Annotated in this window: 17 protein-coding genes; 9 read left to right on the plus strand and 8 right to left on the minus strand. The window is 70.6% G+C overall.

The window, feature by feature from the left end; all coding sequences use genetic code 11:
- Positions 1–71: 71 nt before the first annotated feature.
- Positions 72–521 carry an ATP-binding protein gene (locus tag ACH4C6_RS14515; RefSeq protein WP_398108909.1) on the minus strand — a complete coding sequence of 150 codons (450 nt, stop codon included), beginning with the start codon at positions 519–521 and terminating at the stop codon, positions 72–74.
- A 188-nt stretch (positions 522–709) separates the two neighbouring features.
- On the opposite strand from ACH4C6_RS14515, the gene ACH4C6_RS14520 reads away from it, so the two are divergent.
- From ACH4C6_RS14520 to ACH4C6_RS14540, 5 genes are all read left to right on the plus strand, one after another.
- Positions 710–1,624, plus strand: a complete 915-nt coding sequence (locus ACH4C6_RS14520; protein WP_398109344.1) for a Scr1 family TA system antitoxin-like transcriptional regulator — start codon at positions 710–712, stop codon at positions 1,622–1,624.
- The gene (locus ACH4C6_RS14525) at positions 1,587–1,718 is read left to right on the plus strand and encodes a DUF397 domain-containing protein (RefSeq protein WP_398108910.1); all 132 of its coding nucleotides are present in this window, start codon (positions 1,587–1,589) and stop codon (positions 1,716–1,718) included. The genes ACH4C6_RS14520 and ACH4C6_RS14525 overlap by 38 nt, the downstream gene beginning before the upstream one ends.
- Before the next feature lie 282 nt (positions 1,719–2,000).
- Positions 2,001–2,885 carry a hypothetical protein gene (locus tag ACH4C6_RS14530; protein WP_398108911.1) on the plus strand — a complete coding sequence of 295 codons (885 nt, stop codon included), beginning with the start codon at positions 2,001–2,003 and terminating at the stop codon, positions 2,883–2,885.
- Between the two features lie 97 nt (positions 2,886–2,982).
- Entirely contained in the window at positions 2,983–3,639 is a 657-nt protein-coding gene (locus ACH4C6_RS14535; protein WP_398108912.1) for a DUF433 domain-containing protein, read from the plus strand.
- Positions 3,629–4,018, plus strand: coding sequence for a toxin-antitoxin system, toxin component, PIN family protein (locus tag ACH4C6_RS14540; protein WP_398108913.1), 390 nt, complete (start codon positions 3,629–3,631; stop codon positions 4,016–4,018). The genes ACH4C6_RS14535 and ACH4C6_RS14540 overlap by 11 nt, the downstream gene beginning before the upstream one ends.
- Before the next feature lie 48 nt (positions 4,019–4,066).
- Here the strand turns inward: ACH4C6_RS14540 and ACH4C6_RS14545 are convergent, their stop codons facing one another.
- From ACH4C6_RS14545 to ACH4C6_RS14560, 4 genes are all read right to left on the minus strand, one after another.
- Complete coding sequence (locus ACH4C6_RS14545; RefSeq protein ID WP_398108914.1) at positions 4,067–7,336, minus strand: type I restriction endonuclease subunit R; 3,270 nt, start codon at positions 7,334–7,336, stop codon at positions 4,067–4,069.
- A complete protein-coding gene (locus ACH4C6_RS14550; RefSeq protein ID WP_398108915.1) occupies positions 7,333–8,115 on the minus strand; it encodes a hypothetical protein in 783 nt (260 codons plus the stop codon). The genes ACH4C6_RS14545 and ACH4C6_RS14550 overlap by 4 nt, the downstream gene beginning before the upstream one ends.
- Positions 8,116–8,500: 385 nt before the next feature.
- A complete protein-coding gene (locus ACH4C6_RS14555) occupies positions 8,501–10,141 on the minus strand; it encodes a type I restriction-modification system subunit M (protein WP_398108916.1) in 1,641 nt (546 codons plus the stop codon).
- Positions 10,142–10,156: 15 nt separating this feature from the next.
- Positions 10,157–12,280, minus strand: a complete 2,124-nt coding sequence (locus tag ACH4C6_RS14560) for a hypothetical protein (RefSeq protein WP_398108917.1) — start codon at positions 12,278–12,280, stop codon at positions 10,157–10,159.
- A 311-nt stretch (positions 12,281–12,591) separates the two neighbouring features.
- Between ACH4C6_RS14560 and ACH4C6_RS14565 the strand changes: the two genes are divergently transcribed.
- From ACH4C6_RS14565 to ACH4C6_RS14580, 4 genes are read left to right on the plus strand one after another with little or no spacing between them, the layout of a single operon-like run.
- On the plus strand, positions 12,592–14,253 hold the full coding sequence (locus tag ACH4C6_RS14565) for a TIGR02677 family protein (protein WP_398108918.1): 1,662 nt from the start codon (positions 12,592–12,594) through the stop codon (positions 14,251–14,253).
- Positions 14,250–15,575, plus strand: coding sequence for a TIGR02678 family protein (locus ACH4C6_RS14570; RefSeq protein WP_398108919.1), 1,326 nt, complete (start codon positions 14,250–14,252; stop codon positions 15,573–15,575). The genes ACH4C6_RS14565 and ACH4C6_RS14570 overlap by 4 nt, the downstream gene beginning before the upstream one ends.
- The gene (locus ACH4C6_RS14575) at positions 15,572–19,810 is read left to right on the plus strand and encodes a TIGR02680 family protein (RefSeq protein WP_398108920.1); all 4,239 of its coding nucleotides are present in this window, start codon (positions 15,572–15,574) and stop codon (positions 19,808–19,810) included. The genes ACH4C6_RS14570 and ACH4C6_RS14575 overlap by 4 nt, the downstream gene beginning before the upstream one ends.
- A complete protein-coding gene (locus ACH4C6_RS14580) occupies positions 19,807–21,153 on the plus strand; it encodes a TIGR02679 family protein (RefSeq protein ID WP_398108921.1) in 1,347 nt (448 codons plus the stop codon). The genes ACH4C6_RS14575 and ACH4C6_RS14580 overlap by 4 nt, the downstream gene beginning before the upstream one ends.
- A 210-nt stretch (positions 21,154–21,363) precedes the next feature.
- On the opposite strand, the gene ACH4C6_RS14585 is transcribed toward ACH4C6_RS14580, so the two are convergent.
- From ACH4C6_RS14585 to ACH4C6_RS14595, 3 genes are all read right to left on the minus strand, one after another.
- Positions 21,364–22,320 (minus strand): ScbA/BarX family gamma-butyrolactone biosynthesis protein, encoded by a 957-nt coding sequence (locus ACH4C6_RS14585; protein WP_398108922.1) that lies wholly within the window; start codon positions 22,318–22,320, stop codon positions 21,364–21,366.
- Positions 22,321–22,991: 671 nt separating this feature from the next.
- The gene (locus ACH4C6_RS14590) at positions 22,992–23,468 is read right to left on the minus strand and encodes a flavin reductase family protein (protein ID WP_398108923.1); all 477 of its coding nucleotides are present in this window, start codon (positions 23,466–23,468) and stop codon (positions 22,992–22,994) included.
- Positions 23,469–23,609: 141 nt separating this feature from the next.
- On the minus strand, positions 23,610–24,719 hold the full coding sequence (locus ACH4C6_RS14595; protein ID WP_398108924.1) for an LLM class flavin-dependent oxidoreductase: 1,110 nt from the start codon (positions 24,717–24,719) through the stop codon (positions 23,610–23,612).
- Positions 24,720–24,775: the final 56 nt, after the last annotated feature.

Raw genomic sequence — 24,775 nt, forward strand, 5'->3', positions numbered from 1 at the left:
GGGACAGACGTTAGGGATGGAGGGGAGTTGCAGACCATGAGTATTGCGGTAACCAGGGTTATCAAAGTTCTTTATTCGATGGGTAGTTGGCCGCTCAGGCTCAGCTCCGCCCACACCGTCTTGCCCACCGGGCGGCGAGGCGCCGATCCCCAGCGCACGGCCAGCGCGTCCACCAGGAGCAACCCCCGGCCGGACTCACCCTCGGGAGACGACGACGGCACAGCCGTGGGCAGCCGCTTCGCGGAGGCGGCGTCAGCGACCTCGACACGCAGCAGACCCGTAGCCCGGTCGAGGGCGAGCCGGAGGCCGAACTCCCGGCCGGGCACCCGACCGTGCTGTACGGCGTTCGCCGCGAGTTCGCCGACGACGAGGGCGACCGCGCAGGACACGTCCGACGCCGGCGGGTAGCCCCGTTCCTCCAGCCACCGGACGGCGTGCCGCCGGGCGAGCTGCGCAGCTCGCGGAGAGGAGGGGAAATGAGCGATAAGCGGCTGGAGTTCACGCTCGCCACCGCCGAGCACCACAGCTTCCGCAGGCGGTGCGGCGCTGCGTCGCGGCTTGTCTTCCCGGGGTGGCGGTTTCTGTCAGCACGGCCGTTCGTCCCTCTTCGACGGATCGTCCTACGCTCGACAGGTGGTACAGCCTTACTTTTGAGGCGGTAAGGGACGGAAGTGATGCCTTGGCCAACGGAATTGACCCCAGTGCGTCGATGGCGGCGCTGTTCGGTGCGCGGGTGCGCAGGCTCCGGACGGCGGCAGGGCTGACGCAGGCCGAGCTGGGCGACCGGACGCATGTGGTGAGCACGCGGATCACGCAGATCGAGCGGGCGTCCGGAGCGAAGCCGACGCTGGAGCTGGCGCGTGCGCTGGACGCAGCGCTCGGCGCGGAAGACCTGCTGGTGGAGCTGTGGCCGTACGTGTACCGGGAGGCGTTTCCGGACTGGTCGCGGAAGTTCATGGAATTCGCGGAGCGGGCGGTTGTCATCCGGCAGTACGCGGCTCATGTGGTGCCGGGTCTGTTGCAGACCGAGGACTATGCGCGGGCGGTGCTCAGCCTGGACGCCCTGTTGGACAGCGAAGAGCAGTTGGAAGTGCGGGTCACAGCCCGTATGGGGCGGCAAGAGCGACTGAGTTCACCCGACCGGCCAGAGCTGTGGGTGATCCTGGATGAAGCAGTACTGAAACGTCCGATCGGTGGCAATGCCGTGATGCGAAAGCAGTTGGCGCGTCTGCTCGACGCTGCGGCGGAGCGACACATCACCGTGCAGGTGCTGCCATTCGACCAAGGCGGACACGAGGCAATGGGCGGCTCGCTGACGCTCCTGACCCTGCCGGACGGCGCAGAGGTGGCCTACACCGAGGGCGCGGACTATGGCCAACTCATCGAGGAACCGGCCCATGTCAGTCGCTACAAGGTGATTTACGATCGGCTGCGGGCGGCAGCCCTGCCCCCGATCATGTCACTCGACATGATCCGGTCCGCGATGGAGGGCACCTACCGTGGCTCGAGAGTCCCGTCTCGATCTGAACGACGCCGCCTGGCGCAAGAGCAGCTACAGCAATCAGGCGGGGGGCGACTGCGTGGAGGTGTCCGACGAGTTCCGGGCCGTCGTCCCCGTCCGTGACAGTAAGGTCCCGGCCGGTCCGGCACTGTGCTTTGAAGCCGCCTCCTGGGCAGCCTTCATAGGCGAGTTGAAGGAGGAGCGCGACCGTCCCTGAGACGGCCGGTTCCCGGCCGCCGTCCGCCTTCCGGGCTCACCAGGCCCCTGCCCGCCAGGGTCCGGTCGGCCGCTGACCTCCTAAAAGAACCGGGGAAAGAACTACCCGCCCACCCACCCTCCCCGCGCCGGAGGGCGTGCGTCACCCGTGCGAGTGACCGGCTTGCAGGGGCGGGACACGGGCGGTTACGTTCGCCGCGACAACCGCAAACAGATACGGCCCCCGGCCGGGACTGGCATCCCGATCGAGGGCCTGACCGATCAGGAAGTGCAGACCTTCCCGATGGCTGACCCGCAGTCTAACGCGCGCCTGCGCGCCGACGCCGGAGCTCCGACCTCCGGCGTGATCCACGTACGCACCCGGCTGACGGCCGACTTCACCGTGATCTCCAATGCCCTCGCCCAGCGACGCGGCAGCGCGGTCACGGTCGGCGTCGCGGCGTACATCTCCTCCCTGCCCGACGGCTCCCCCGTAAGCATCGCCGCCCTGTGCGAGCACTTCAGCGAGGGCGAGATCCTCATCTCGCGGGCGCTCAGGGAACTCGAAGCGGCCGGATACCTGGAGCGCTGCCGCGAACGGACGCCCACCGGGCAGGTGCGTACCCGGACGTACTTCTACGACGTACCTGGCGGCCACCCGGCCCCCAACGGGCCAGCGAAGCCGCCCCGCCCCCGGAAGCGGCCCTCCCCTACGGACCCCGCTGTCGCGCCCCGCCCGGAGGCGGCGCCCGTTCCCGGTCCCGAGGAGACCGAGAACCCGGCGCCCGCACTGGCCGACGCCGACCCAAAGGCTGTCGCCGTACTGACCACCCTGCGCCGGGTCGACCCCCGCCTCGTCCTGTCCGCGCAGGAGGCCGCCCGCCTGGCGCCGGCCGTCGCCGAGTGGCTGGCGGCCGGTGTCGGACCGCGGGAGATCACCGAGCTGCTGACCGCACGGCTTCCCGACCGCTTCCGGGCCCGACCGGCCAGCGTCCTCGCCTTCCGCCTACGGGAGACTCCGCTGCCCGTGCCGCCCACGGCACCGCTGCCCCAGCCGGGCGAGCGCCCGGCCGTGTTGCCGTTCCAGACCTGCGACGGCTGCGAGCGCGCCTTCCGCGCCCCGGAGCCCGGACACTGCCGGAGCTGCCGTGACCACCTTGGCGAGGAACACCTGCGTGCGGCCGGCTGAGCCGATGGGCGGGTGTCCGGTTCGCTCCTGGGTGGCAGGCTTGATGTGCGACGATGCGAAACCGGGTACCGAGCAAGACGGCAGGAGGAGGTGGGGCATGGTCGACAGGTTTTGGGACGGACTTCTGACTCCCGCGGAAACAGCCTCCTACCTGCAGATTCCGCAGTCGACGCTCCACTCGTGGCTGAAGGGCAAGGCTGCCGGGGCGCCCCTGGTCCACCAGGTCGAGCCGCCGCGCAAGGGGCAGCCCTCGGTGCCGTTCATCGCGGTGGCCGAGGCGCACGTCCTCCGTTCCCTGCGTTCCCTGGGGCTCCGGATGAGCGAGATCAAGGAAGCCGCCTCCGCCGTACGGGACGCCTTCGCCACCCCGTACGGCCTCGTGTCGAAGCGGATCGCGACGGACGGCGTGGACATCTTTATCGAGCACGGCCTCGGCGATCTCCGCAGAGCCCGGGACGGTCAGGCGCCCATCCACGAAGTGGTCTCCGACTACCTTCGCTACCTGAACTGGGAGCCCGACGACGATTTCCCCTCCAGTCTGCGGCTCAGGCAGTACCCGGACTCCGTACCCGTCGTGATCGACCCGAGGTTCGGTCACGGGAGGCCCGTCGTGGCCGCCAACCGTGTCGCGGTCAACGCCATCACCGACCTCTGGGAGGCCGGGGAGAGCGTCGAGGACATCGCATACGACTTCGACATGACGCCCGAGCAGGTGGACGCGCTGTGCCGGGCAGTGGTGCGCCTTGCCGCCTGAGTTCTTCCTCGACCGCAATCTCGGACGTCGTGTCGCGGAAGGGCTGAGGGCGTGCGGCTGGACCGTTCACCGCATCGGTGACGTCTTTCCCGACGACGGACAGGATGTCGCCGATGAGGAGTGGATCGCGCACGGTCTCGACCAGTCATGGGTGCCGCTCTCGAAGGACGGCCGGATCAAGAGCCGAGATCTGGAGATCCGACCGGTCCTGGAGCGTGAGGCGGTGCTCTTCTACCTCGACAATCAGCAGCTACGCACTGTCGAGATGGTCGAACGGCTCGACGCTCACCGTGAGGCGATTCATCGCGCGGTTGGCAGGGGCGGTCCCGCCGCCTACGCGGTACGACGCGACCGCATCGACCGCACCTGGCCGCCCTGACCGAGTCGGCGGACGGCACGGACCCGGACCCGCCCGCCGGGTTCCCGTCTACTTCGCGGCGGGCGCCCACAAGGCTGCCACGATCTCCATCTGCTTGAGGACGAGGTCGACCGCCTCGCGCTCCTCCTCCGGCGGGTAGTCGAACATCGCCAGTACGCGGCGGATGCGGGTGCGGAGCTTGGCGCGGACGGGTTCCCGGGAGAGCCAGTCGACGGAGAGGTTCTTGCGGATGTCGGCCACGAGGGCACGGGCGATCTTGGCGAGAGTGTCCTGGCCGCCCTCCATCAGCTCGGCCATGTCGCGGTGGGCGACGGCGTCGTAGAAGGCCAGTTCGGCGTGGTTGAGCGGGGGGTCGAACTGCTCGCCGCGGCGGGCCTCCGCCGACACCTCCCGCGCCAGGGCGGCGAGTTCGGCGATGACCTGGGCGCTGGTGAGCTGCTGGAGCATGTAACGCCTCATCAGGTCGTCCAGGCGCTCGGCGAAGCTCTCGTTGCGGACGACGTTGTGCTTGGTCACCTCGCGCATCTTCTGCTGGATCATGCGGCGCAGCGCCTCGGTGACCAGGTGCGGGGTCTCGGAGTTCTCCAGCTTGCGCAGCTGCGCCTCGTTGAGGCGGGTGATGTCCAGCCGGCCAATTCCGGCCTCCGCGTACAGGTCGGTGATCTCGTCGGCGTCGACGACCGAGGCCGCCAGGGCCTGGAGGTAGCGCTGGACCTCGGCGCTGAGCGGCTCCCCGGTCGCCTCGCGCCGGGCCGCGTCGATCTTGATCATCCAGGCCCGGACCTCGCTGAAGAAGGCGATGTCGCGACGCCAGTCGTCCAGGTCCGCGCAGCGCTCCGCGATCTCGCGGCTCATCGCGCAGAGGCGGTAGAAGCGGTCGAGCCGGGCGGCGCTGTCCTTGAAGCGGACGGAAAGCGGCTTGTCACCGGGCTCGACCTTGTTGCCCGGGGTCTTCGGGTCGAGCAGGAAGTCGGCGGTCAGGCGCAGGGCGCGGATGCGGGTGTCGGGACGGCCGGTGTCGGCCAGCCACTCCCGCCAGCGGCACCCGGCGAGCAAGCCCTTGATGGTCGACAGCTCGTTCTTGACCTCGGTGATGGCCCGCTCGATGTCCGCGCCGAGCGTCTGGTCCTTGCGGTCCTGGTCCGAGTATTCGCGCAGGGCTTTGGCGAGGTTGTCGGTGAGGGGCGCGTAGCCGACGAGGAGGCCGTCCTGCTTGCCGCGGAAACGGCGGTTGACGCGGGCGAGGGCCTGCATCAGGTTGGCGCCCTGCATCGGGCGGTCCATGTACAGGGTGTGGATGGGCGGCGCGTCGTAGCCGGTCAGCAGCATCGAGTGAACGATCAGCAGCTCCAGCTCGTCGTCCGGGTCCTTGGCTCGGGCCTGGACGACCTTCTGCTGGGACGGGCGGAGAGCGTGCGCACGCAGGTGCGGCTCGTCGGAGGGGTCGCTGTGGAAGACGATCTTCATGACACCCTGGTCGGCCTCCTTGCCGACCCAGTCCGGCCGACGCTCGGCCAGCGCGTCGAAGAGCCGCACGCAGATGTCCCGCGTCATGCAGACGACCATCGCCTTGCCGGGTCCGCCGAGGTCCGGCTTGACCAGCTCCCGGCGCGCCTCCCAGTGCTCGATCAGGTCGTCGGCGAGCTTCGCTATCCGGTCGGGGGCGCCGTAGACGGTGTTCATCGCCGTGGCGTACCTGATGACGCGGCGCCGCTCGGCGTCGTCCATACCCTCGGTGAGGGTGTTGGCCTGCTCGTCGATCTTGCTCGGGTCGACGTCCTTGGGCAGGTCGACCTCGATGACGCGCGGCTCGTGGTAGACGCGGACCGTGGCTCCGTCGTCGACGGCGCGCTTCAGGTCGTAGACGTCGATGTACTCGCCGAAGACGGCCCGGGTGTCGGCGTCCGCCTTGGAGATCGGCGTCCCGGTGAAGGCGAGCAGGGTGGCGTACGGGAGGGCGTCGCGCAGGTGGCGGGCGTAGCCGTCGAGGCTGTCGTAGTGCGAGCGGTGCGCCTCGTCGACGAGGACCAGGATGTTGCGGCGCTCGGAAAGGAGGGGGTGGGACTTGCCGGCGGCCTTCTCCTCCTTGCTCAGGCCGAACTTCTGGAGAGTGGTGAAGAGGATGCCGCCGACAGTGCGCTCCTTCAGTGCGGCGCGCAGCTCCTCACGGGTGTCGAACTGATGGGCCTTCTGCTGGAGGAGGGGCTCGCTGTCCCGGAAGGTGTCGAAGAGCTGGTCGTCGAGGTCGGTGCGGTCGGTGACGACGACGATGGTGGGGTTGTTCAGGGCGGGGTGGCGGGAGACCAGCGCGGCCGTCTCCACCATCTCCTCCGACTTTCCCGCACCCTGCGTGTGCCAGACGACGCCTGCCTGTCCGGTGCCGCGGGACGCCTCGACGACCGCGTCCACCGCCTTGTTGACCGCGAAGTACTGGTGCGGCTTCGCGATGCGCTTGCCGGAGAGGGGCTCGCCCGGCTTGGGCGGGGGGAAGTTGACGAAGTTGCGGGTGAGGGAGAGGAACCGGTCCTGGGTGAACAGGCCGTGGAGGGCGAGGGTGAGGGCGTTCAGGCCGTCGTAGCCGGGGGCGTTGGGGTCGACGGGCTTGCCCTCGTGGTCGACGTTCCAGGGCGCAAAGTGCTCGTACGGCGTGAAGATCGTGCCGTACTTGGCGGTTATGCCGTCCGAGACGAGGCAGAGGACGTTGTAGCGGAACGCGATCGGGAACTCCGAGACGTACGTCTGGAGCTGGGCGTGCGCCGACTTGACGGTCGCGTTTTCGTCGGAGGCACTCTTCAGCTCGACGACGGCGAGGGGGAGGCCGTTGACGTACAGGACGATGTCGAAGCGGCGGTGACTGCCGTCGGCTTCCCGGACGGTCACCTGGTTGACGGCGAGGTAGCTGTTCGCGTCGAGGTCCGTGAAGTCGACGAGGCGGACGGTCGGGGACTGCTCGGCGCCGAACTCGTCGGTGTACGTCAGGCGGATGCCGGTGGTCAGGTTCTTGTGCGCCTGCCGGTTCTCCGGGTACGCCTCGCGGGAAGCGGGATCGGTGGCGATGCGCATCGCCTCGTGAACGGCGGTGGCGGTCAGCTCCGGATTCAACCGCTCGATGGCCAGCTGCAGTTCGTCGTGCAGGATCAAGTCGTCCCAGTCGCGACGGTGCCCGGTGCCGGGGGCGAGGTCCTTGCCGGCCTTGACCTCCCAGCCGAGCTCGCCGAGTTCATCGAGAGCGAGGTGCTCCCAGGTGGACTCGGTCATTTTGGCGTCTAGGTGGGCGGGGGTGGGGGTAGTGGGGTCGCTGGTGCCTTTGGCGGTCATACCGCGTCCTCCACGATCTTCTCGGCTTCGCGGACTCGGAGCTTGCCGGACATTAGGTGGGGGAGGAGGGTGTCGCGGAGGGCGGCCAGCCTTCGTGACTCACTGCGGGCTTGCATGGCACGACTGACCAGCGCCTGTGCTTGCCTCCGCGCGTGTCCAAGTTCACGCGGGTCAACGACCGCCGAATTCATGACTTCAGCTGGCCGTACTCGCTGATGACTCTTAGAAGTACCTGTCACCTTGGCGGCAAGGCCGCCAAGGAACTCTGGTTGAGACAGGACCGCCCACAGTTCGGCCGTGGTCACGCCACTCTGCGGCTCCAACACAAGGAACTCCGTAGACGCGAGGGCCGGCATTGTTCGATCCGGGGAAACGTTCCACACGCGAGGGATCTCGGGGTTCAATTTTGACAATAGAATCGACGGCTGGCGAACAATAAATTTCGCACTCTTAATGGTCCGAGGGTCCGCGATCTCCGGCACCGCGCCCGAGTCGAATGCGGGCAGGCTGTAATGGGCTACGCTCCCATCGGTCAGAGTTTCCGGCCTGACTTGACCCTTGTGAAGGGCCGCGATCTCCCCCACAGTCGTACGAGCCTCCCATGAATTATCCGAGAAGACAGCCCGACAGAGGTTCTCAGCGGCACGTGCGACGCGCTCGTTGCCCGTGATTTTGTCGTCCAGCGCTCCGAGCACTCCTGCAACGGCCTGCTGCTCCAACAAGGGCGGCACCCTGAGGGTCAGCCTTTTTGCAGACGCAACATTAAAGTGCTGCTGCACAGCTCCTACCGTGTGAGCTCGAATAAACCCACTCGCTGTCTCATTAATGGCGTAGCACAGAAAGCGCGCATTCACCCCAGGGGCCGGTCGGGCAATGACGAGGTCCGAACAGTTCAGCGGTCCAACGCCATCTGGAACAACGGCTGCAACCCCGGGCTCTCCGGTGCGGACGATGACCAAGTCTCCGGCACTAAGTTGAGATTTGACTAGCTCATTATGGAAGCTTTCGTCAATAAACTTGAGTGAATTCAATTCAAGGCGACCGCGCTTCACATTCTGAGACCGTAGGAATGGGATTCCCTTGGGAACGTAGCGCGACGCCATCGACCCGACGTGCCCAACGGTGATTCGCGCACACAAGTCGCCAAGCTCGCGCACGGGCCACTCAGCCATCGATCCTCCCCAACTGCTCCCGCACCACCGCATCCAACCGAGCTGACTCATCCAACTGCTCGAACAACTCCTTGGTCAGCCGAGCGATCCGCTCCCCCACCGGCTCCGCATCCGGATCCTCCTCAACCTCCGCCGCCCCCACATACCGCCCCGGCGTCAGCACATAGTCGTGCTTCTCGATCTCCTCCAGCGTCGCGCTGTAGCAGTAGCCCGGGACGTCCTCGTACGTAAGGCCCTTGTCCTTGGCCGACTTCGTGCCCCGCCACGCGTGGTATGTGTCGGAGATCTTCTCCAGGTCCTCTTCCGTGAGGATCCGCTCTGTGCGGTCGACCATCGTGCCCATCGCGCGGGCGTCGATGAACAGGACCCGGCTGCGTCGGTCTGCCAACGCCTTCGCGCCCTGCGGGGACTTGTCCTTCGTCAGGAACCACAGGCACGCCGGGATCGCCGTCGTACGGAACAGGTTGCCCGGCAGGGCGATCATGCAGGAAACCAGGTCGGCCTCAACCATCGCGGCCCGGATCTCGCCCTCGCCCGACTGCTTGGACGACATCGAGCCGTTGGACAGGACCACGCCCGCGCTTCCCCTGTCCCCCAGCTTGGAGACGATGTGCTGAAGCCAGGCGTAGTTGGCGTTCGACTGGGGCGGGGTGCCATAGCGCCAGCGCCTGTCGTCCGACTTCCTCGCCCAGTCGGACATGTTGAACGGCGGGTTGGCCATGACGAAGTCAGCCTTCAAATCAGGCAACTTGTCGTCCGCGAAGGTGTCCGCCCAGCGGTCGCCGACGCCCTTGGGGTCCATGCCGTGGATGGCGAGGTTCATCTTGGCCAGGCGCCAGGTGCGCTCGTTGGCCTCCTGACCGTAGATCGCCAGGTCGTGCGTGTGGTCCTTGCCCTTCCGCCGCGCGACGAACTTGCCGCTCTGCACGAACATGCCGCCCGAGCCGCACGCCGGGTCGTACACCCGTCCCTCGTACGGCTCCAGCACCTCGACGATCAGGCGGACCACGCTCGCCGGGGTGTAGAACTCGCCAGCCCGCTTGCCCTCGGCACGGGCGAACTTCTCCAGGAAGTACTCATACGTCTCCCCCAGCACGTCCTGGGCCGGACGGTCGCCGTGCCCCGTGAAGCGAGCGTCGCTGATGAGGTCGACGAGTTCCTTCAGGCGGTTCTGGTCGACGTTGTCGCGGTTGAAGATCTTCGGGAGGACCCCGGTGAGGGCCTTGTTGGCCTTCATCACCTCGTCCATGGCCGCGTCGAGAAGCGCGCCGACACCGCCCTCCGCGCTCGCCGCGTTCTCGGAGATGTAGTCCCAGCGGGCCGTGGGCGGTACCCAGAAGACGTTCTTTTCGGTGTACTCGTCCTTCTCCTCCAGGAAGGCCGCCCGCCGGTGCTCGGGGATCTGGGCCAGCTCCGGGTCGGCGGCCAGCTCGTCGCGGCGCTCGGCGAAGGCGTCCGAGACGTACTTCAGGAAGACCAGGCCGAGCACGAACTCCTTGTACTGGGCGGCGTCCATGGAGCCGCGGAGCTTGTCCGCGGCCTTCCACAGGATGTCCTGGATCTCCTTGGTGCTGGAGACACTGAGCAGTTCGCCCTGTCCGGCGACTGCTGCGGCTCGCTTGCGGGGAGGCATCGTTCCTTCTTTCAATCAACCAGTGGACAAGTCACGTACGTCGGCGCGTCGGGCTGGCACGTCGGCCAGCGTGAGCGTGCCGTCCGCCAAGCCGGCGACGGTCAAGCTGCGGGCTTCGGCGAGGGCATCGGCCTGGGCCCGCAGCAGGCGTTCCCGGTGTTCGGTCTCGGCCAGCAGGGCATCGAAGCGCCGCACCTCGTCGGGGGTGAGGTCGGGAAGCTGGTAGTCCTCGATGCGGCGGGCGGGGCGTACCGCGCTGGGGCTGCGACCGGTGCCCCGGGCGGCGCCCAGCAGCGCCGCCAGGACACGCGGGGTCAGTGGGCGGTCGGCGTCGGGGTCGACGCGCAGGACGCGGGCCGGGAAGGCGACCACCGAGAAGCCGTCGTGGTCGACGTACAGGGCGAGGCGGGGGGTGAGGGTGTAGACGACGTCTCCGGGCTCGGTGAGTGCCACCCGGTCGTACTCGGTGGCCAGGACCAGCCGGTCGATGCGGCGGGCCCCGACGGGTCGTCCGCCGGTGATCTCCTCGGGGCCGATGACCGCGTGGTGGCCCTCCACCGTGAGGTGGCGGTCGTCGACGCGGTGGCCGGGGAGCCGGGTCACCGCCCGCCCTGCGATCAGCTTGCCGAGGGTGGTGCGCCGGGGCAGGCGGCCCTCGCGGCGCAGGACGCCCCCCAGGTAGGGGCCGTGCCCGGACTCGTAGGCGCGGGCCTCCGCCGTCGCGCGCTCCAGGCGGGCCTCGGCCTCGGCAATCAGGGCGGGGCGCTCCTTGACCTCGTCGGACCAGATCGTGGCGGCGGGCGGGGCCGGCGGGGTGAGCGGGCCGCCGAAGGCACGGTCGAGGTCGGCGACGGGCACCACGCGGCCGTAGCGCGGGTCGTGGCCGTCGAGTTTCCGGAAGCCTTCCGCACGCCAGAGGAGGACGTCCTCGGCGAGCCGCATGCGCACGTCCGGCGTGAGCTGGTCGGCGCTGATGTCGGCGAGTAAGACCTTGCCCTCCGCTTCGCGAACGGGGCCGCGGGTGAGCGTCCACAGGGCGGGGCGGTACCCGGGGCGGAAGGGCAGGACGCCGCCGGGGAGGGCGATGACGGCCTCGACGAGGTTGGCGCGCAGGAGGGCCGAGCGGAGCCGGGACGCCTCGGTGTCCTTGAGTGCGTCCACGAGCGCGTCGGCGGGGCCCAGGACGAGGGCCGTGCAGCCGGGGCGGAGGAGGTCGGCGACCCGCTCGACCTCCTCCAGGGCGGTCAGGACGGAGCGCGTCTCGCCGGGTCGATAGGGGAGCTGGGTGACGACGAGGTCCGGGTCCGCGAGGTGTTCCTCCAGGTGGGGGCCGGTCTGGACGTCGAGGTCGAGTTCGTCGACACCGGCGAGGAGGAGGCGGCGGCGGGTGATGCGGGCCAGCCGCTCGTCGGGATCGGCTGCGAGGACAGTGACGCGGTCGCGGTCCTCCGTGTCGTCGAGAAGCGCGGCGAGCAGGTCGCCGGCGCGGGCGTGCGGGTCGGCGAGGGTGAGGGCCTCGCCGTGCTCCAGCCGGAAGCGGAGGTCGGTGAGCTGGGTGAGCAGGCGCCGCAGCTCGGGAGCGGCGGCGTCAGCGGCGAGGGAGTCCAGGCCCAGCCGGGAGCGTGCGGCGAGCAGCCACTCGTAGGCGCCGTGCTCGTCGTAGGCGGCCTCGACGAGGTCCTCGGCGAGGCGGACGAGCGGGGCCGCGGTGGCGTCGAGGGAGCTCAGTTCCCGCAGGACGAAATCGTCCTCCGCGTCGATCCGTCCGGCGCGGCTCAGCACGGCGGACCACAGGGTGCCGTCGGCTTCGTCCCCGCCCGGCGAGCCGTTCGTGCCGTCGGTCAGCGGGCGGCCGTCGAGCCGGCGCAGGCACAGCAGGCTTCCCAGCCTCTCGACCAGCTGCCACGGCGTGAACCGGTCCCGCAGCGCGACGATGCCGAAGAGGGCTAGCTCAGACCGGAGTTCCGCCGGAGCGGCGTTGCCCAGGCCGGACCGGATCAGCCAGTCGGCCACCTGTGCACCGTCGAAGAGTGGCCTTCCCGAGTTCTGGGACACGGCAGCGGGGAAGTCCCGGTGGCGGCGCCGCCAGGTGGACACGACCGGTCGCTTCACCCGCGCGAACGCGGCGATCTCGGACATCGACACCAGGAGAGGTTCCGGAGAACGTAGTGTCGCGTCTGGCGTACCAGTGACCATGCTCCCCCGTTTCCTCTCTCGTCGCGTCAGGCGCTCCGACCGCGCCGGGAGGGCCCCTGTACGCGCGGTGGCTCTGCTGTGTCAGCGGTTGCTCGCCCGGTGCCTCAGAACGATACGACGTTCGCACGCTGCGATGCAGCGAGATCAGCGATAAGGGGGGTTATCGAAGAAGGTTAGGCAGCCAGCATCCCTCTCCAGGATCATTTCCCGCCATGCCCCACCAACGGACGAATACGCCGCGTAGCCTCGCGGACATGGAGGTACCCGCACCCGGCGCACTACCCGACGCCGCGCCACCGAACACCGGTGACGACGAGACGCGCAGGCGGCTGGACGCGTACAAGTACCTCGGCGCGCCCGAGCGGCTGGAGCATCTCGCGATCATGCGGGTCTTCTGCGGGACGCTGCTCGCGGACCTGGCCGTCCCGGACGTCATGGCGAAGCTGCGCCAGGCCGGTGGCCCGGCTGCCGGTCTCGACGCAGACACCCTCACGGTCCGGCTGGAGCAGCTGGTGCAGTGGGGGAACCTGCTACGCAGCAGCCACACGGTGAAGGCGTCCAGCATCAGCGAGTACCAGCGTTCCCGCTCGCGCTACCAGCTGTCCAAGGCGGGCGAGCGGGTCCAGCGGGACGCCGACGGGGTGCTGGCCGAGGCCGACGCCGCCCGGGAGGTGAGCGGCGAGCTGCTGGCGCTGGTCGAACGCGGTCTGAAGGAACTGGCCGAGCGCGTGACCGCGCCGGGCGGCATCGAGCCGCAGGACGGGCTGGAGCGGGTCAGCACGCTGTTCGTGCAGTTCACCGAGTTCGCGGACTCCGTACGGGACTTCTACGCCTACCTCGGCCAGGTGCTGGCCCGGTACGACCTGGACAGCACCGAGTACCAGGGGTTCAAGGAACTGCTGCTGGACTACGTCGAGGCGATCACGGAGGACGTGTCCTTCCGCGCGCCCCGGATCTCGGCGGCACTGGACACGCTGTGGCCGCACCTCCCGGCCCTGCTCTCCCAGCTGGACGCGCACGCCCAGGGTCTGACCGGACTGTCGGCGGAAGGCGACGGCCGCCTGGAGACCCGGGTCCAGCGCAGCCGGGGGCGCGAGCAGGCTGACTGGGAGGGGCTGCGCGGCTGGTTCAGGGACGCCGACGGGCAGGGAAGCCAGGTCGACCAACTGCGGGACGCCACCCTGCGCGCGTTGCAGTCGCTGCTCGCCAACGCCAAGCGGATGCTGCGTTCGGCCACCGGGGAGATGTCCCGGCGCAGGGACCTGCTGCGGCTGGCCCGGTGGTTCGACGAGGCGGCGCCGCAGGACGCACACGACATCGCCGTCGCCGCCTTCGGGCTGTACGGTGCCCGCCACTTAGGCGTCCCGCCGGCCACCGACGAGGTGGTACCCGCCTACACGAGCTGGTGGACCGGCCCGGTGGTCGAGGTCCCGGTGGCGCTGCGCGAGAGGGGCAGCCGCGCGCAGCGGGGCCGGGCGTCCTCGGTGGAGGACCACTCCGCCCAGAAGCGACGGCTGCAAGAGGCCGCCCGTGAGCGGGCGGCGGCCAGGACGGCGGCAGCGGACGAACTACGCAGTGCCTCCGGTCGCTTCGCCGACGTACGGCTCACCTCGTCGGCACTGGGGCTGCTCCTCGAACTGCTGGCAACGGCGCTCGGAAACGCGCAGCTCAGGAGGGCGCACGGCGGCACGGAACACCGGGAAGCAGACGGAAACGGGACGCCACAGGGGTTCGGTCTGGAGGCGGCGCAGAGCGAGGACGCCGAACTGGGCATCCGGCTCACCGTGCGACGCACGGCGGGCGCACGCACGGTCCTGCACTCGACCGACGGCGACCTGCTGCTGGACGACCTGGAGCTGGAGATCGGCAGGACCTCCGCCACGGCCGACGGCCCTGCCGAGGTGAGCGTGTCATGACCCTCCCCTCGACCCACGACGTCGCCCTCGCCGCCGAGCGCCGGACCGCCGCCCGGCTGCTGCTCGCCCACCCGCTGGTCACGTCCGACGGACCCCACGCCGACCTCTTCCCGCTGATCCGCAGGCACGCCGACTGGCTGGGCAAGCGGTTCCAGCAGGTGCTCGGCTACCGGCTCCTGGTCGACAGCTCGTACGCCCGGCTGTTCAAGGCCGGTCTGGGCGCCGGTACGGGGCACCGGCTCGCACGGTCCACCGGCACACCCTTCACCCCGCACACGTACGCCTGCCTTGCGCTGGCCCTGTCCGTGCTCGTGACCGCGCCCGAGCAGATGCTGCTGTCGCAGCTGGTCGCCGACGTCAGGGCCGCGGCGGCCGATGCCGGGATCGAACTGGAGGGGACGGAACGGGCGGCCGGGAAACGGACCCTGGTCGCGGCTCTGCGCCAACTGGTCGAGTGGGGTGTCCTCATCGAGACCGAGGGCCATGTGACCGCGCTCGCGCAGGAAGCAGGCGGAGAGGCCCTGATCACGGTGGACCGGGAGCTGGCCCGCGTGGTCGTGGCCGGGCCGCTCGCCCAGTCGCGGGACGGTGCCGACCTGGCCCGGCGGGCAGCGGACCCGGGCTTCGGCGGGCCTCGCACCTACGTGCGGCGCATGCTCGTCGAGACTCCTGTCGTCCTTCTCGACGAACTGACCGACGCCGAACGCGACTGGCTGCGCACCAGGCAGCGCCGGGAAGCCCAGGCGTTCTCCGAACTCCTGGGCCTTGAGACGGAGATCCGCGCCGAGGGGGTGGCGCTGGTAGACCCCGAGGAAGAGCTGACGGACCTGCACCTGCCGGGCACCGGTACCGTCACGCAGGCCGCGCTGCTGCTGGTGGAACGGCTCGTGGAGCGGCTCCGGCCGCAGGAGCCGGGGCATCCGGCCACCGGAGGGTCTCTCGTCATCGGAGTGGCGGTCCCGGACGGTCTGGTGGATGAGCTGCTGGCAGAGCTGGTGGCCGAGTACGGGCAGCGCAGCAACTGGCAGCGCGGCCATCTGGAGGACCCGCCCGCCCTGAGGGTGGCCGTACTGGATCTCCTGGCCCGCATGCGGTTGATGGCCCCCGCCCGTCCGCTGCGCGCCGAGGGGGAAGGACTGCCGGAGGGATACGTCGCCCAGGCTCCGGAAGGACGCCTGGTGACCGATGTCCGCGGGGCACGGCCGACCGGGGGCGGCTGGGTGCTGCTCGCCGCGGCGGCACGCTACGCCACCCACGTCACCGTGCGCCCAGCCCCGACAGCCGGCCGAAGGGCCGCCGCACAACAGGAGTTGCCGCTATGACCACCGAACCGCGCGGCCTCGTCCCGCTGCCGCGCTCCGGCCCCGAGACGACAGCCGGTATCCGGTTCCGGCTGCACCGCGCCGGCATCCAGAACGTCTGGCAATACGACGAGCAGGAGTTCGCCTTCGGCGAGGGGCGGCTGCTGCTGCGCGGCAAGAACGGCGCGGGGAAGTCCAAGGCGCTGGAGATGCTGCTGCCCTACCTGCTGGACGGCGATTCCCGGGCCCTGGACGCCACGGGCACCGGCCGGACCACCCTCGCCTGGCTGATGCTCGACGGGTTCGAGCAGACCAACCGCCTCGGCTACTTGTGGGTGGAGTTCCGGGCCATGGCCGACGGGGGCGCCCACCGCTTTCTGACGCTCGGTGTCGCCATCCGCGCCTCGAAGTCGACGCAGAAGGCGCTGCCGACCTTCTTCGTCACCCCGCTGCGCATCGGTGAGGATCTCCAACTGGTCGAAGCGGGGAATCCCTTGGCGATCGACCGGCTCAAGGAAATCGTCGGCCCCGACAACACCACGGATCGTGCCGTCCTCCATCGCGCGCGCGTGGCCCGGGAGCTGTTCGGCATCACGGACGCGACGCACTACCGCAACCTCACCCAGCTCCTCCACCGGCTCCGGCGCCCGACGGTCGGGGACCGCATCGAGCATGGGGGCCTGGCCTCCCTGCTGAGCGAGACCCTGCCGGGACTCGACGAGGACGTGGTCGAGAAGGTGGCACGCAACCTCCACGACCTCGACGCTGTACGGGACGAACTGGGCCGTCTGGAGCGTACGGACACGGCGCTGCGGACGTTCCTCGTCAGCTACCGCGACTACCTGGCGGGGGTTCTGCACACCTCCGCGCAGCGGGTCGGCCGGGAGCTGGACGTCCTCGCACAGCGACGCCGGACTGCCGGTGACGCCGCACAGCGGACCAGCGACCTGCGGACGCGGGAGGAGGAGTCGGAGGCCCGCGTGGAGACCCTGCAAGAGGAAGAAGAGGCCGCTCGGACCGACCTCGCCGCCCTGCACGCCAGTCACGCCTACCGCAGCCTGCGGGAACTGGCCGAACGTCGCGGCACCGTGGAGGCCCTGCACACCGCGGCTGTGGCCGCCTTCACGACCCTGCGCAACGCACACGACGCGGAGGAGAGCGCGGCGGAGCGACTGGCCGAGGGCATCGAGCACCTCGGCAGCAGACTGGCCGAGCTGGGAACCGAGCACCGGGAGCTGCTGGCCCAGGCGGAGAAGGCCGGGCTCCCCACCGGACATCTCGGCGAGGCGGTAGCCCTGCCGCGCACAGTCCGGTCCCGGGGCAGCGAAGCTGAGCTGATCGCCCCGGGCGGCGAGACGCGGATCGTACGGCACCGGCCGGTGGTCCACGTCGACACCGCCGCTGCACAGGAAGGGCTGCGGACCTGGAAGGGACAGCTGGAGGACGCCGAGACGGTGGTGAAACACCGGACGCTGATGGTCCAGGAGGTGGCCCGCCTCTCCACTAGGGCCGACGAGGCACGGGCCAGGGCGGGACAGGCCGATACCGAGCAGGAACGGCTGGAAGGCGAGGCGGAAGAGGCCGCCGCCCGTCTTGAGGGCAGCCGCGAGAAGGTCGCCTCGGAGAGCGGCGGCTACGCCCGCGCGGTCGCCGAGTGGGTGGCACGCACCCGGGACGCGGCGGGCCCCGGCTGTCCGCCCCTGGACGCCGTCCTCGCCACGGTCGGCTGTGAGAGCTCCGCCGAAGGGCCGTTCGCGGACCGAACCCTGCCGCCCGATGTCGACAGCCGGGCGCGGCAGGCCGCTCACACCGCCCTGGAACCATACGGCGAGGAACTCACCGGGCGCCGTGACGCCCTGGCGCTCGACGTCGGACGACTCAGCGAGGAGATCGAGCGCCTGTCGAAGGAGAAGCAGGGCTGGGAGCGACGTACCGACCCCGAGCCGCCGGTCCCGCACCACCGCGACGCCGAGCGGAGTCCGGGCAGCGGAGCGCCCTTCTACCAGCTGGTGGACTTCGCGGAGAACCTGACATCCGCCGACCGGGCCGGTCTGGAGGCGGCGCTGGAGGCGAGCGGCATCCTCGACGCGTGGGTCAGCGCGGACGGTGCCCTCCTCGATCCCGGCACCCGGGACACCCTGCTCCAGCCCGGTGCCGTGCCACCGGAGGGGCCGACGCTCGCCTCGGCCCTGCGCCCGGCCCCGCAGCACGGCTGTGGCGTCACGTCCGAACAGGTGGAACGCCTGCTGGCCGCCATCGCGCTCACACCGGCCGACGAGGCCACCGGCACCGACGCGGTGCACTACGACGGAAGCTGGCGCGTGGGTGTTCTGCGCGGCCGTCACCACAAGAGCGTCGCCGAGTACGTGGGCGCCGCCGTACGCGCCGAGACCCGGCGGCGCATCCTCGCCGAGCTGGAGGACCGGCTCACGCGGACGGAACAGCGTCTGGCCGCCGCCCGCGACGAGCTCGCCGAGGCCGACTCCAGGCGCAGGGCTCTCACGCTCGCGGAACGGGACTTCCCCCGGGCCCGGCTGCTCGCCGACGCCTGGAGCCGTGCCGAATCAGCCGAACGGACTCTGCGGGACCTGACCGCCAAGGCGACCCGCGCGGCACGACTGGCCGAGGAAGCCCGCGCTCACGCCGTATCGGCACGCGCCGAGGCCGAGGCCACCGCGACCGCCCACGACCTGCCGGCCAACACCGCGGCCCTGGACCGGGTACGGACCGCGCTGGCAGCCCTGCTCACCGGCATCGGCCGACTGCGCAGAGCGGTCGGCGGCACGGCCGAGCGGCTCTCCGGGAGCACGGTCGACGACGAGCGGTACGACCGCGCCCGGCAGGACCGCACGGACGCGGAGGACGACCACCGGGTACGCCTCACCGAACTGCGCGCCGCCCAACAGGACCTGCGCACCCGTGAGGAGGCCATCGGGTCGTCCGAAGAGGAGATCCTCGCCCGCGAGCAGGAAGCCAGGCGGCGCGTCGCGGACGCCGGCCGCGCCCTTCCGGCGGCGCAACGGGCCCGCGACGAACTCCGCGAGCTGCGCGTACGCGCGGAAGAGGACGAGAAACGCCTGCGCGAGGACCTGGCCGGCCAGGAGACGGCGGTCATCACCACCGGCGGAGCGCTGCGCGCCGCCCTGGACCGTCCGGAGGTGACGCGCGGCGCGGGACTGGACCGGTCCGCGCTGGCCGAGCTCGTGGCGGACGATCCCGGCTCGGACGTCCGCAGCCGCCTGCGAGCACTCCGGTCACTGGCAGACGCCGTGACACGCGCCCTGCCCCACCCGAGGGACGTGGTGTCGGACAGCACCCTGCTCAACCGGCACACGGAGCTGCACGACCAGCTGGCCGGCGGGTTCGACGCCCAACTCGAAGAACGCGACGGAATCAAGGTGTGCCGTCTCCTCGACGACCATGGGTCCCACGATGTCGCGGCCGTGGGAGAGCGGATCGCGAACCAGGCAGCAGAGGCACGAGGGCGGCTCACCGAGCGCGAACGCGACGTGTTCCAACGGTTCCTGACCGGTGAACTCGGCGACCACCTCTCGGCCCAGGTCATCACCGCGGCCAACCTGGTCGCGGCCCTCAATGCCACCCTGCGGACCGTACGGACGTCACACGGTCTCGGCGTGGAGCTGCTGTGGAAGCTGGACGACGATGTGGACGCGGACGTGAGGGCAGCCGTCGAACTGCTGCGCAGCCCGTCGAGCCTGAGGACGCGCGAGCAGACCGAGCAGCTTCGCGAGGTACTGCAACGCCGGATCGAGGACGCCCGACGTGCCGACCCTTCGGCCGGTTACGCCGCCCATCTGCGGACCGCACTGGACTACCGCAGCTGGTTCCGTTTCCACACCTTCGTGGTGGCGGACGCGGCTCCCGGTCGCAGGCGCAGACTGACCGGCCGTACCGGGCTCAGCCAGGGCGAGCAGCGGGTGCTCTCCTACCTGGTGCTCTTCGCCGCGGCTGCCGCCCACTTCACCAGCCTCGCCGAGTCGGCGCCGCACGCGCCGCGGCTGATCCTCCTGGACGACGCCTTCGCCAAGGTCGACGAACCCACCCACGGGCGGCTGGGACGCATCCTCGTCGATCTCGATCTCGACTTCGTCCTCACGAGCGAGCGGCTCATGGGCAACTGGCCCGAGGTGCCGTCCCTGCACATCTACGAGTGTCTGCGTGACCCCCATGTGCGCGGGGTGGCCACCCTGCACTACACCTGGAACGGTCGGCACCGGCGTCTGGTGTCCGTATGAGCGAGCTGCCCGCCGCGACACGCGAATGGCTGGCAGGGCCAGGGCTATCCCGGCTTTGGGACGCAGCACGCAGACGCCTGGAAGGCAACGGTGTGCAGGCAACCGGTTCCCTCCGGCTGGCCGCGGTGAATGCTCAGGAGCGGAACGACCTGTCACTCCTGCTGGGCAAACCCTTGACCGGTGCCGCCGTGACGGTGCGGCTCGACGCGCTCGACGCGCGACTGCGCACCTCGGCCGCCGGACTCGGGCTCAAGGAGGTCCTGCATGAACTCGGACCACCGCTCACCGACCGCCGTGCCGCCCGCGCGGACGCGGCAGCACGGCGCAGTCATGTGTGGTCGTCGCTCGCTTCCTCGCTGGACGCCTCACCGCTCGCAGGCCAGGACTGGACTCGGCAGTGGTCCGACGTGCTGCGCCGCACCGGTGTTCCGAGAGGAGTGACACCCGAAGCGGCGGTACGCACGCTCCAGCAGGCCGTCCAGGTCCTCGTCGTACTCCTCGATCCCGAACGCGACGGCACCCGTGGCCGTGGGGAACTCGCGGCCACGGTGACCGGGTCAGCGCACGGCCTGGACGATGGGACCTGGCTCGCACGCCTCGTCCAGCGCGGCGTCGCCCTTGCCCACGGCACCGAGTTTCCCAGCGACGCGGCCGGCAGACGCGCCCTGTGGCGGCTGGTGTCCGTCACACCGGACGAGGTCTCCAGCACGGTGCTGACCTACGGACTGCGGCCTGCCGGAGAAGGATGGCGGGAGCAGTCCCTGCGGGAGCGGGCCGCCCACCACGCCGAAGCCCACCTCACCGCGCGCGACCTGCTCACCCTGCGGCTGCGGCTGCCCGCCGGGACGGTGGTCCACATATGCGAGAACCCGCGGGTCGTGGAAGCCGCAGCCGACGCGGCATGTGTCCGACCGCTGGTGTGCACTTCCGGCAGCGCCGCCACGGTGGTCATGACGCTTCTCGACGCCCTCGCCGCGACCGGTTGCACCTTCGCCTACCACGGTGACTTCGACTGGCCGGGAATCGCTCTGGCCAACAGAGTCATCCGCCGTTACGAGGCCCAGCCGTGGCGCATGAGTGCCGAGGACTACGAGCGCCTGGCTGCTCGCAGTCAGGCCGAGGGAATCCCTCAGCTACCGCTCGACGGCGAGCCTGTCCGCGCGACCTGGGACCCGAATCTGGCCCCGGCAATGACCGCCCTCGGCGTCGCGCTCCATGAGGAGGCCACACTCGACCTTCTCGTGAAGGACCTGTCGCGTAGCTGCAGTGAGCCCATGACACGCGGCAGACGGCTTGGCGATCCAGAGCTGTGGGAGCCATCTAGGAGCCGACCCGATCTTTGAGCCCCTGCGGGACCACCCGAGACCACGACACTCCGACGCCCTGATCAGGGCAAACGCCATCAGCGTTGGCAAGATCAGCACCCGAGTCTCATTCGGGACGAAGAGGTCGTGGGTTCAAATCCCGCCACCCCGACAGGTGAAACATCAGGTGAGGCACTCAGGAACGTTCCTGGGTGCCTCACCTGTTTCGCGTGTGAGGCCCACCCGAATTCAGTCGCACAGGGTGGCCACGACCAGGCTGTCGAAGGCCAGGTGGCCGGACTGGTGGGCCGTGACGCGGAGCACGGCGTCCTCCGTGGCGTCCTGGGGCGGGAGTCTCGTCGCCGTGACGTGGCACGGGACGCTGAGGGACAGGGGTGCGTGGAAGGCGCAGCGCAGTTCCGTGGGCAGGACGCGGTAGGGGGCGCAGGCCGCCTGGACGGCCTGGCGGGTGGCCTCCAGCAGGACCATGCCGGGGACGTCGTGCGCGGGGTGGTCGAAGAGCACCGGGTGGCCGGGATCGATCCGCAGGTCCCAGGACAGGCCGCGGCGGGCGGCCGCGGAGCCGGGGACGCCGAGGACGACGTCGCGTTCGTCGAGGCGGCCCACGATCGCCGGCGGGACGGGGGGCGGCAGGGGCGGGTACCCGGCGCCCTCCGCTGCGGCGGGCTCGCGCGGGGCGTCGACGCGCAGGGTGAGGCGTCCCGCCCCGGCGAAGTCGCCGCCGCGCAGCAGGTCGGCCTCCAGGGTGAGGGCGGTGAGGGTGCCGTCGCGGCCCCGGACCTCCGAGGCACCGGCCTCCATGCGCACCTCCGCGGGCCGAGAACCCAGCAGCATGGCGGCCGGGACGATCTCGATCTCCAGGTCGGCGATGGCGAAGTGGTGGTCCGCCGGGACCCCGTAGTACGTCTGGCCGACCAGCACGGACGCCTGGCGCAGCGACTCCACCGCGAGCAGCGGGTCGTACCAGACACCGGCGACGGGCGCGTAGAAGTGGTGGCCGCGCGGCCACTGCGCGCCCAGGCGGAAGGTGTCGGAACCGAGCCGGCGCCAGTCCGTGATCAGTACCTCGGCGACCGCCGTGCGGTCGACGAGATGGCGTGGTGCGGTCCGCACGAAGCGGAGCTCGGCCTCGCCCCTGGCATCCGGCGGCAGGGGCAGGGTGGGTGTGGGGTCGGTGAGGGACACGCGGGTTGCCTTTCTCGTGGGCGTCGGCACGGGCGCGTACCGGACCCGGCCGGGCGCTCGGCCGGTCCGGTCCTGCCGGGGCGGACCGGGTGCGGGTACCGGCCCGTGCCCGGCCGGGTCCGGTCCGGCCCCTGTCCGGCAGAAGTCGGTCGTGTTTCGGCAGGACCGGCCGGGTTCGGCCGGGCCGGCTCACGACGAGCTCGGCAGGCCCGGCGGGCCGAGCAGGGCGGGTGGCCGAGCAGGGCGGGTGGCCGAGCAGGGCAGGCAGGCGAGCCAGACCGAGCGGACCGATGAGCCGAGCCGAGCGAACCGAGCAGCCGAGCGGCCGAGGAACCGAGCTGAGCCGGACGGGCCGAGCGGACGAGCAGGACGGGCCAGCCGACTCAGCCCGGACGGGCCGAGCGGACGAGCAGGACGGGCCAGCCGACCCAGGCCGAACAGGTCGAGCGGGTGAGCAGACCGAGCAGGAAAGGTGAGCCGACCCGAGCCGGACAAGCCGAGCGGACGAGCAGGCGGGTGGGTCGATCCAGGCCGAGTGGGGCGAGCCCGGCCCGGAGAACCCGTTCGGGGTGGGCCGAGGGTCCGGAGGGCTTCGGCCCGGGGCGGTCGACGGTGCCGGGGGCGGTGGCTCCTGGGCGACGCGCTGCGGCCGGTGACGCCGCTGCCGTGCGTCAGGCCGCTGCCAGCGCCGTGAAGCGGCCAGCGTGGAAGACCAGGGGTCCGGCCTGCTCCGTGAGGTCGCCCTCAAGGGCCTCGGCGATCACCAGCTCGTGGTCGCCCGCCCGGTGCAGCGTGCTGATGCGGCAGTCGAGCCAGCCCAGGCCGTCGGCCGGGATGGGGTGCCCGGCCCGGGTCGACGACCAGCGGCCGGTGGCGAACCGGTCCGCGCCCTTGGTGCTGAACAGCCGGCACAGGTCCGCGTGACCGTCCCCGAGGATCGTCACGGCGAACGTGCCGTGCTCGCGGATGGCCGGCCAGGTCGAGGAGGTGTCCGCGGCGCACAGGGCGACCAGCGGCGGTGTCAGGGAGACGGAGGTGAAGGAGTTGACCGCCATGCCCTTCGGGCCCTCGGCGGTATCTGCGGTGACCAGGACCACTCCGGTGGTGAACCGGCCGAGTATGTCGCGGAACGAGCGTTGCTCCAGCATGAGTTCTCTCCGATGGCGTGCGTGCAGGCGTGGCGTGGCACGGGGGTGGGCCGGGGCCGTCGGGCGCCCCCGCCCGTCGGCCGGGCCCCGTGCGGCGGTGCGGTGCCGCGGCGGGGTCCCGGTCGGCGGTGGTTCCGCGGGCTACTTGCGGCGGCCGGCGATCGCGAAGTCGACCGCCTCCTGCGGCCGGGCCGCCGAGCCGGTGATGCGCGGGGCGACGTAGCGGGCCAGCAGTTCCATGCTGCGGTTGGTCCTCTCCCACGACGTCCAGTCGGCGACGTAGACGAGCAGCGTGCCGAAGCCGCCGGTGATCTCGTGCAGCCGCTCGATGCCGGCGACCACGTCGTCGACGGAGCCGACGAGCGCGCCGCCTGCCTCGACCCGGGCCTCCAGCGCCCGCTCCCGGGGCACGTCCGGGCTGAGCACCTCGCGGCCGGCGGCCTTGCCGAAGTACTCGAACAGCCAGCGGTCGTAGCCCTCGCGCACGTCCGCGTAGGCCTCCTCGCGGGTCTCGGCGACGTGCACCGGCAGGGCGATGCGCCACTTGTCGCGGTCCAGCGTCTGCCCGTGCTCGGCCGCCGCCTCCTCGGCGTACTTCCACTGGTGGGCCAGATTGATGTGCGCGGGGGCGCCCGGCGTCAGCAGGGCGAAGGGCAGGGCGAACGAGGTCATGCTCAGCCCGTACTGCCCGATCAGCCGGGGGCTGGACTGCGAGGTGCCGGACGTGGCGACGGCGACCTCGATGCCCTGCGGGCTGAAGCGCGGCAGCTGGAGCTTGGCGTCGCGCAGGTCGAACCAGTCGGTCTGCTGGGTGATGCGCTCCTCGCCGTTGACGAGTTCCAGGACGGTCGGCAGGGCCTCCTCCAGGCGGCGGCGCTGCACCGGCTGCTCCAGGCCGAACATCTTGGCGTCGAAGGGCACGCCCGGCCCGACGCCCAGGATGTACCGGCCGCGGGTGAGGTGGTCGAGGTGGACGGCCCGGCTGGCCACGTGGAAGGGGTGGTGGCCGGAGAGCGGTACGACACCGTGGGCCAGCTTGATCTGGCGGGTGCGCTGCGAGGCGGCGGCTATCAGTGTCTCGGGTGCGCCGACCAGGCCCCAGCCCAGGGTGTGGTGCTCACCGAACCACGCCTCGTCGAAGTTGAGGTCGTCGACGTACTCGACGAGGTCGAGGTTCCGGCGGATCGCCAGGTGCGGGTCCTGGCCGGTCTCGTGGACGGGGGACAGGAAGAGACCGATACGGCTGTGCACAGTGAGCCTCCGGGAAGGATCGTGATGAGGGAAAGGAAGGTCGGGGAGCCGGACGG

It is taken from the genome of Streptomyces sp. NPDC017943, assembly GCF_044328425.1.
Taxonomy (GTDB): Bacteria; Actinomycetota; Actinomycetes; order Streptomycetales; family Streptomycetaceae; genus Streptomyces; species Streptomyces djakartensis_A.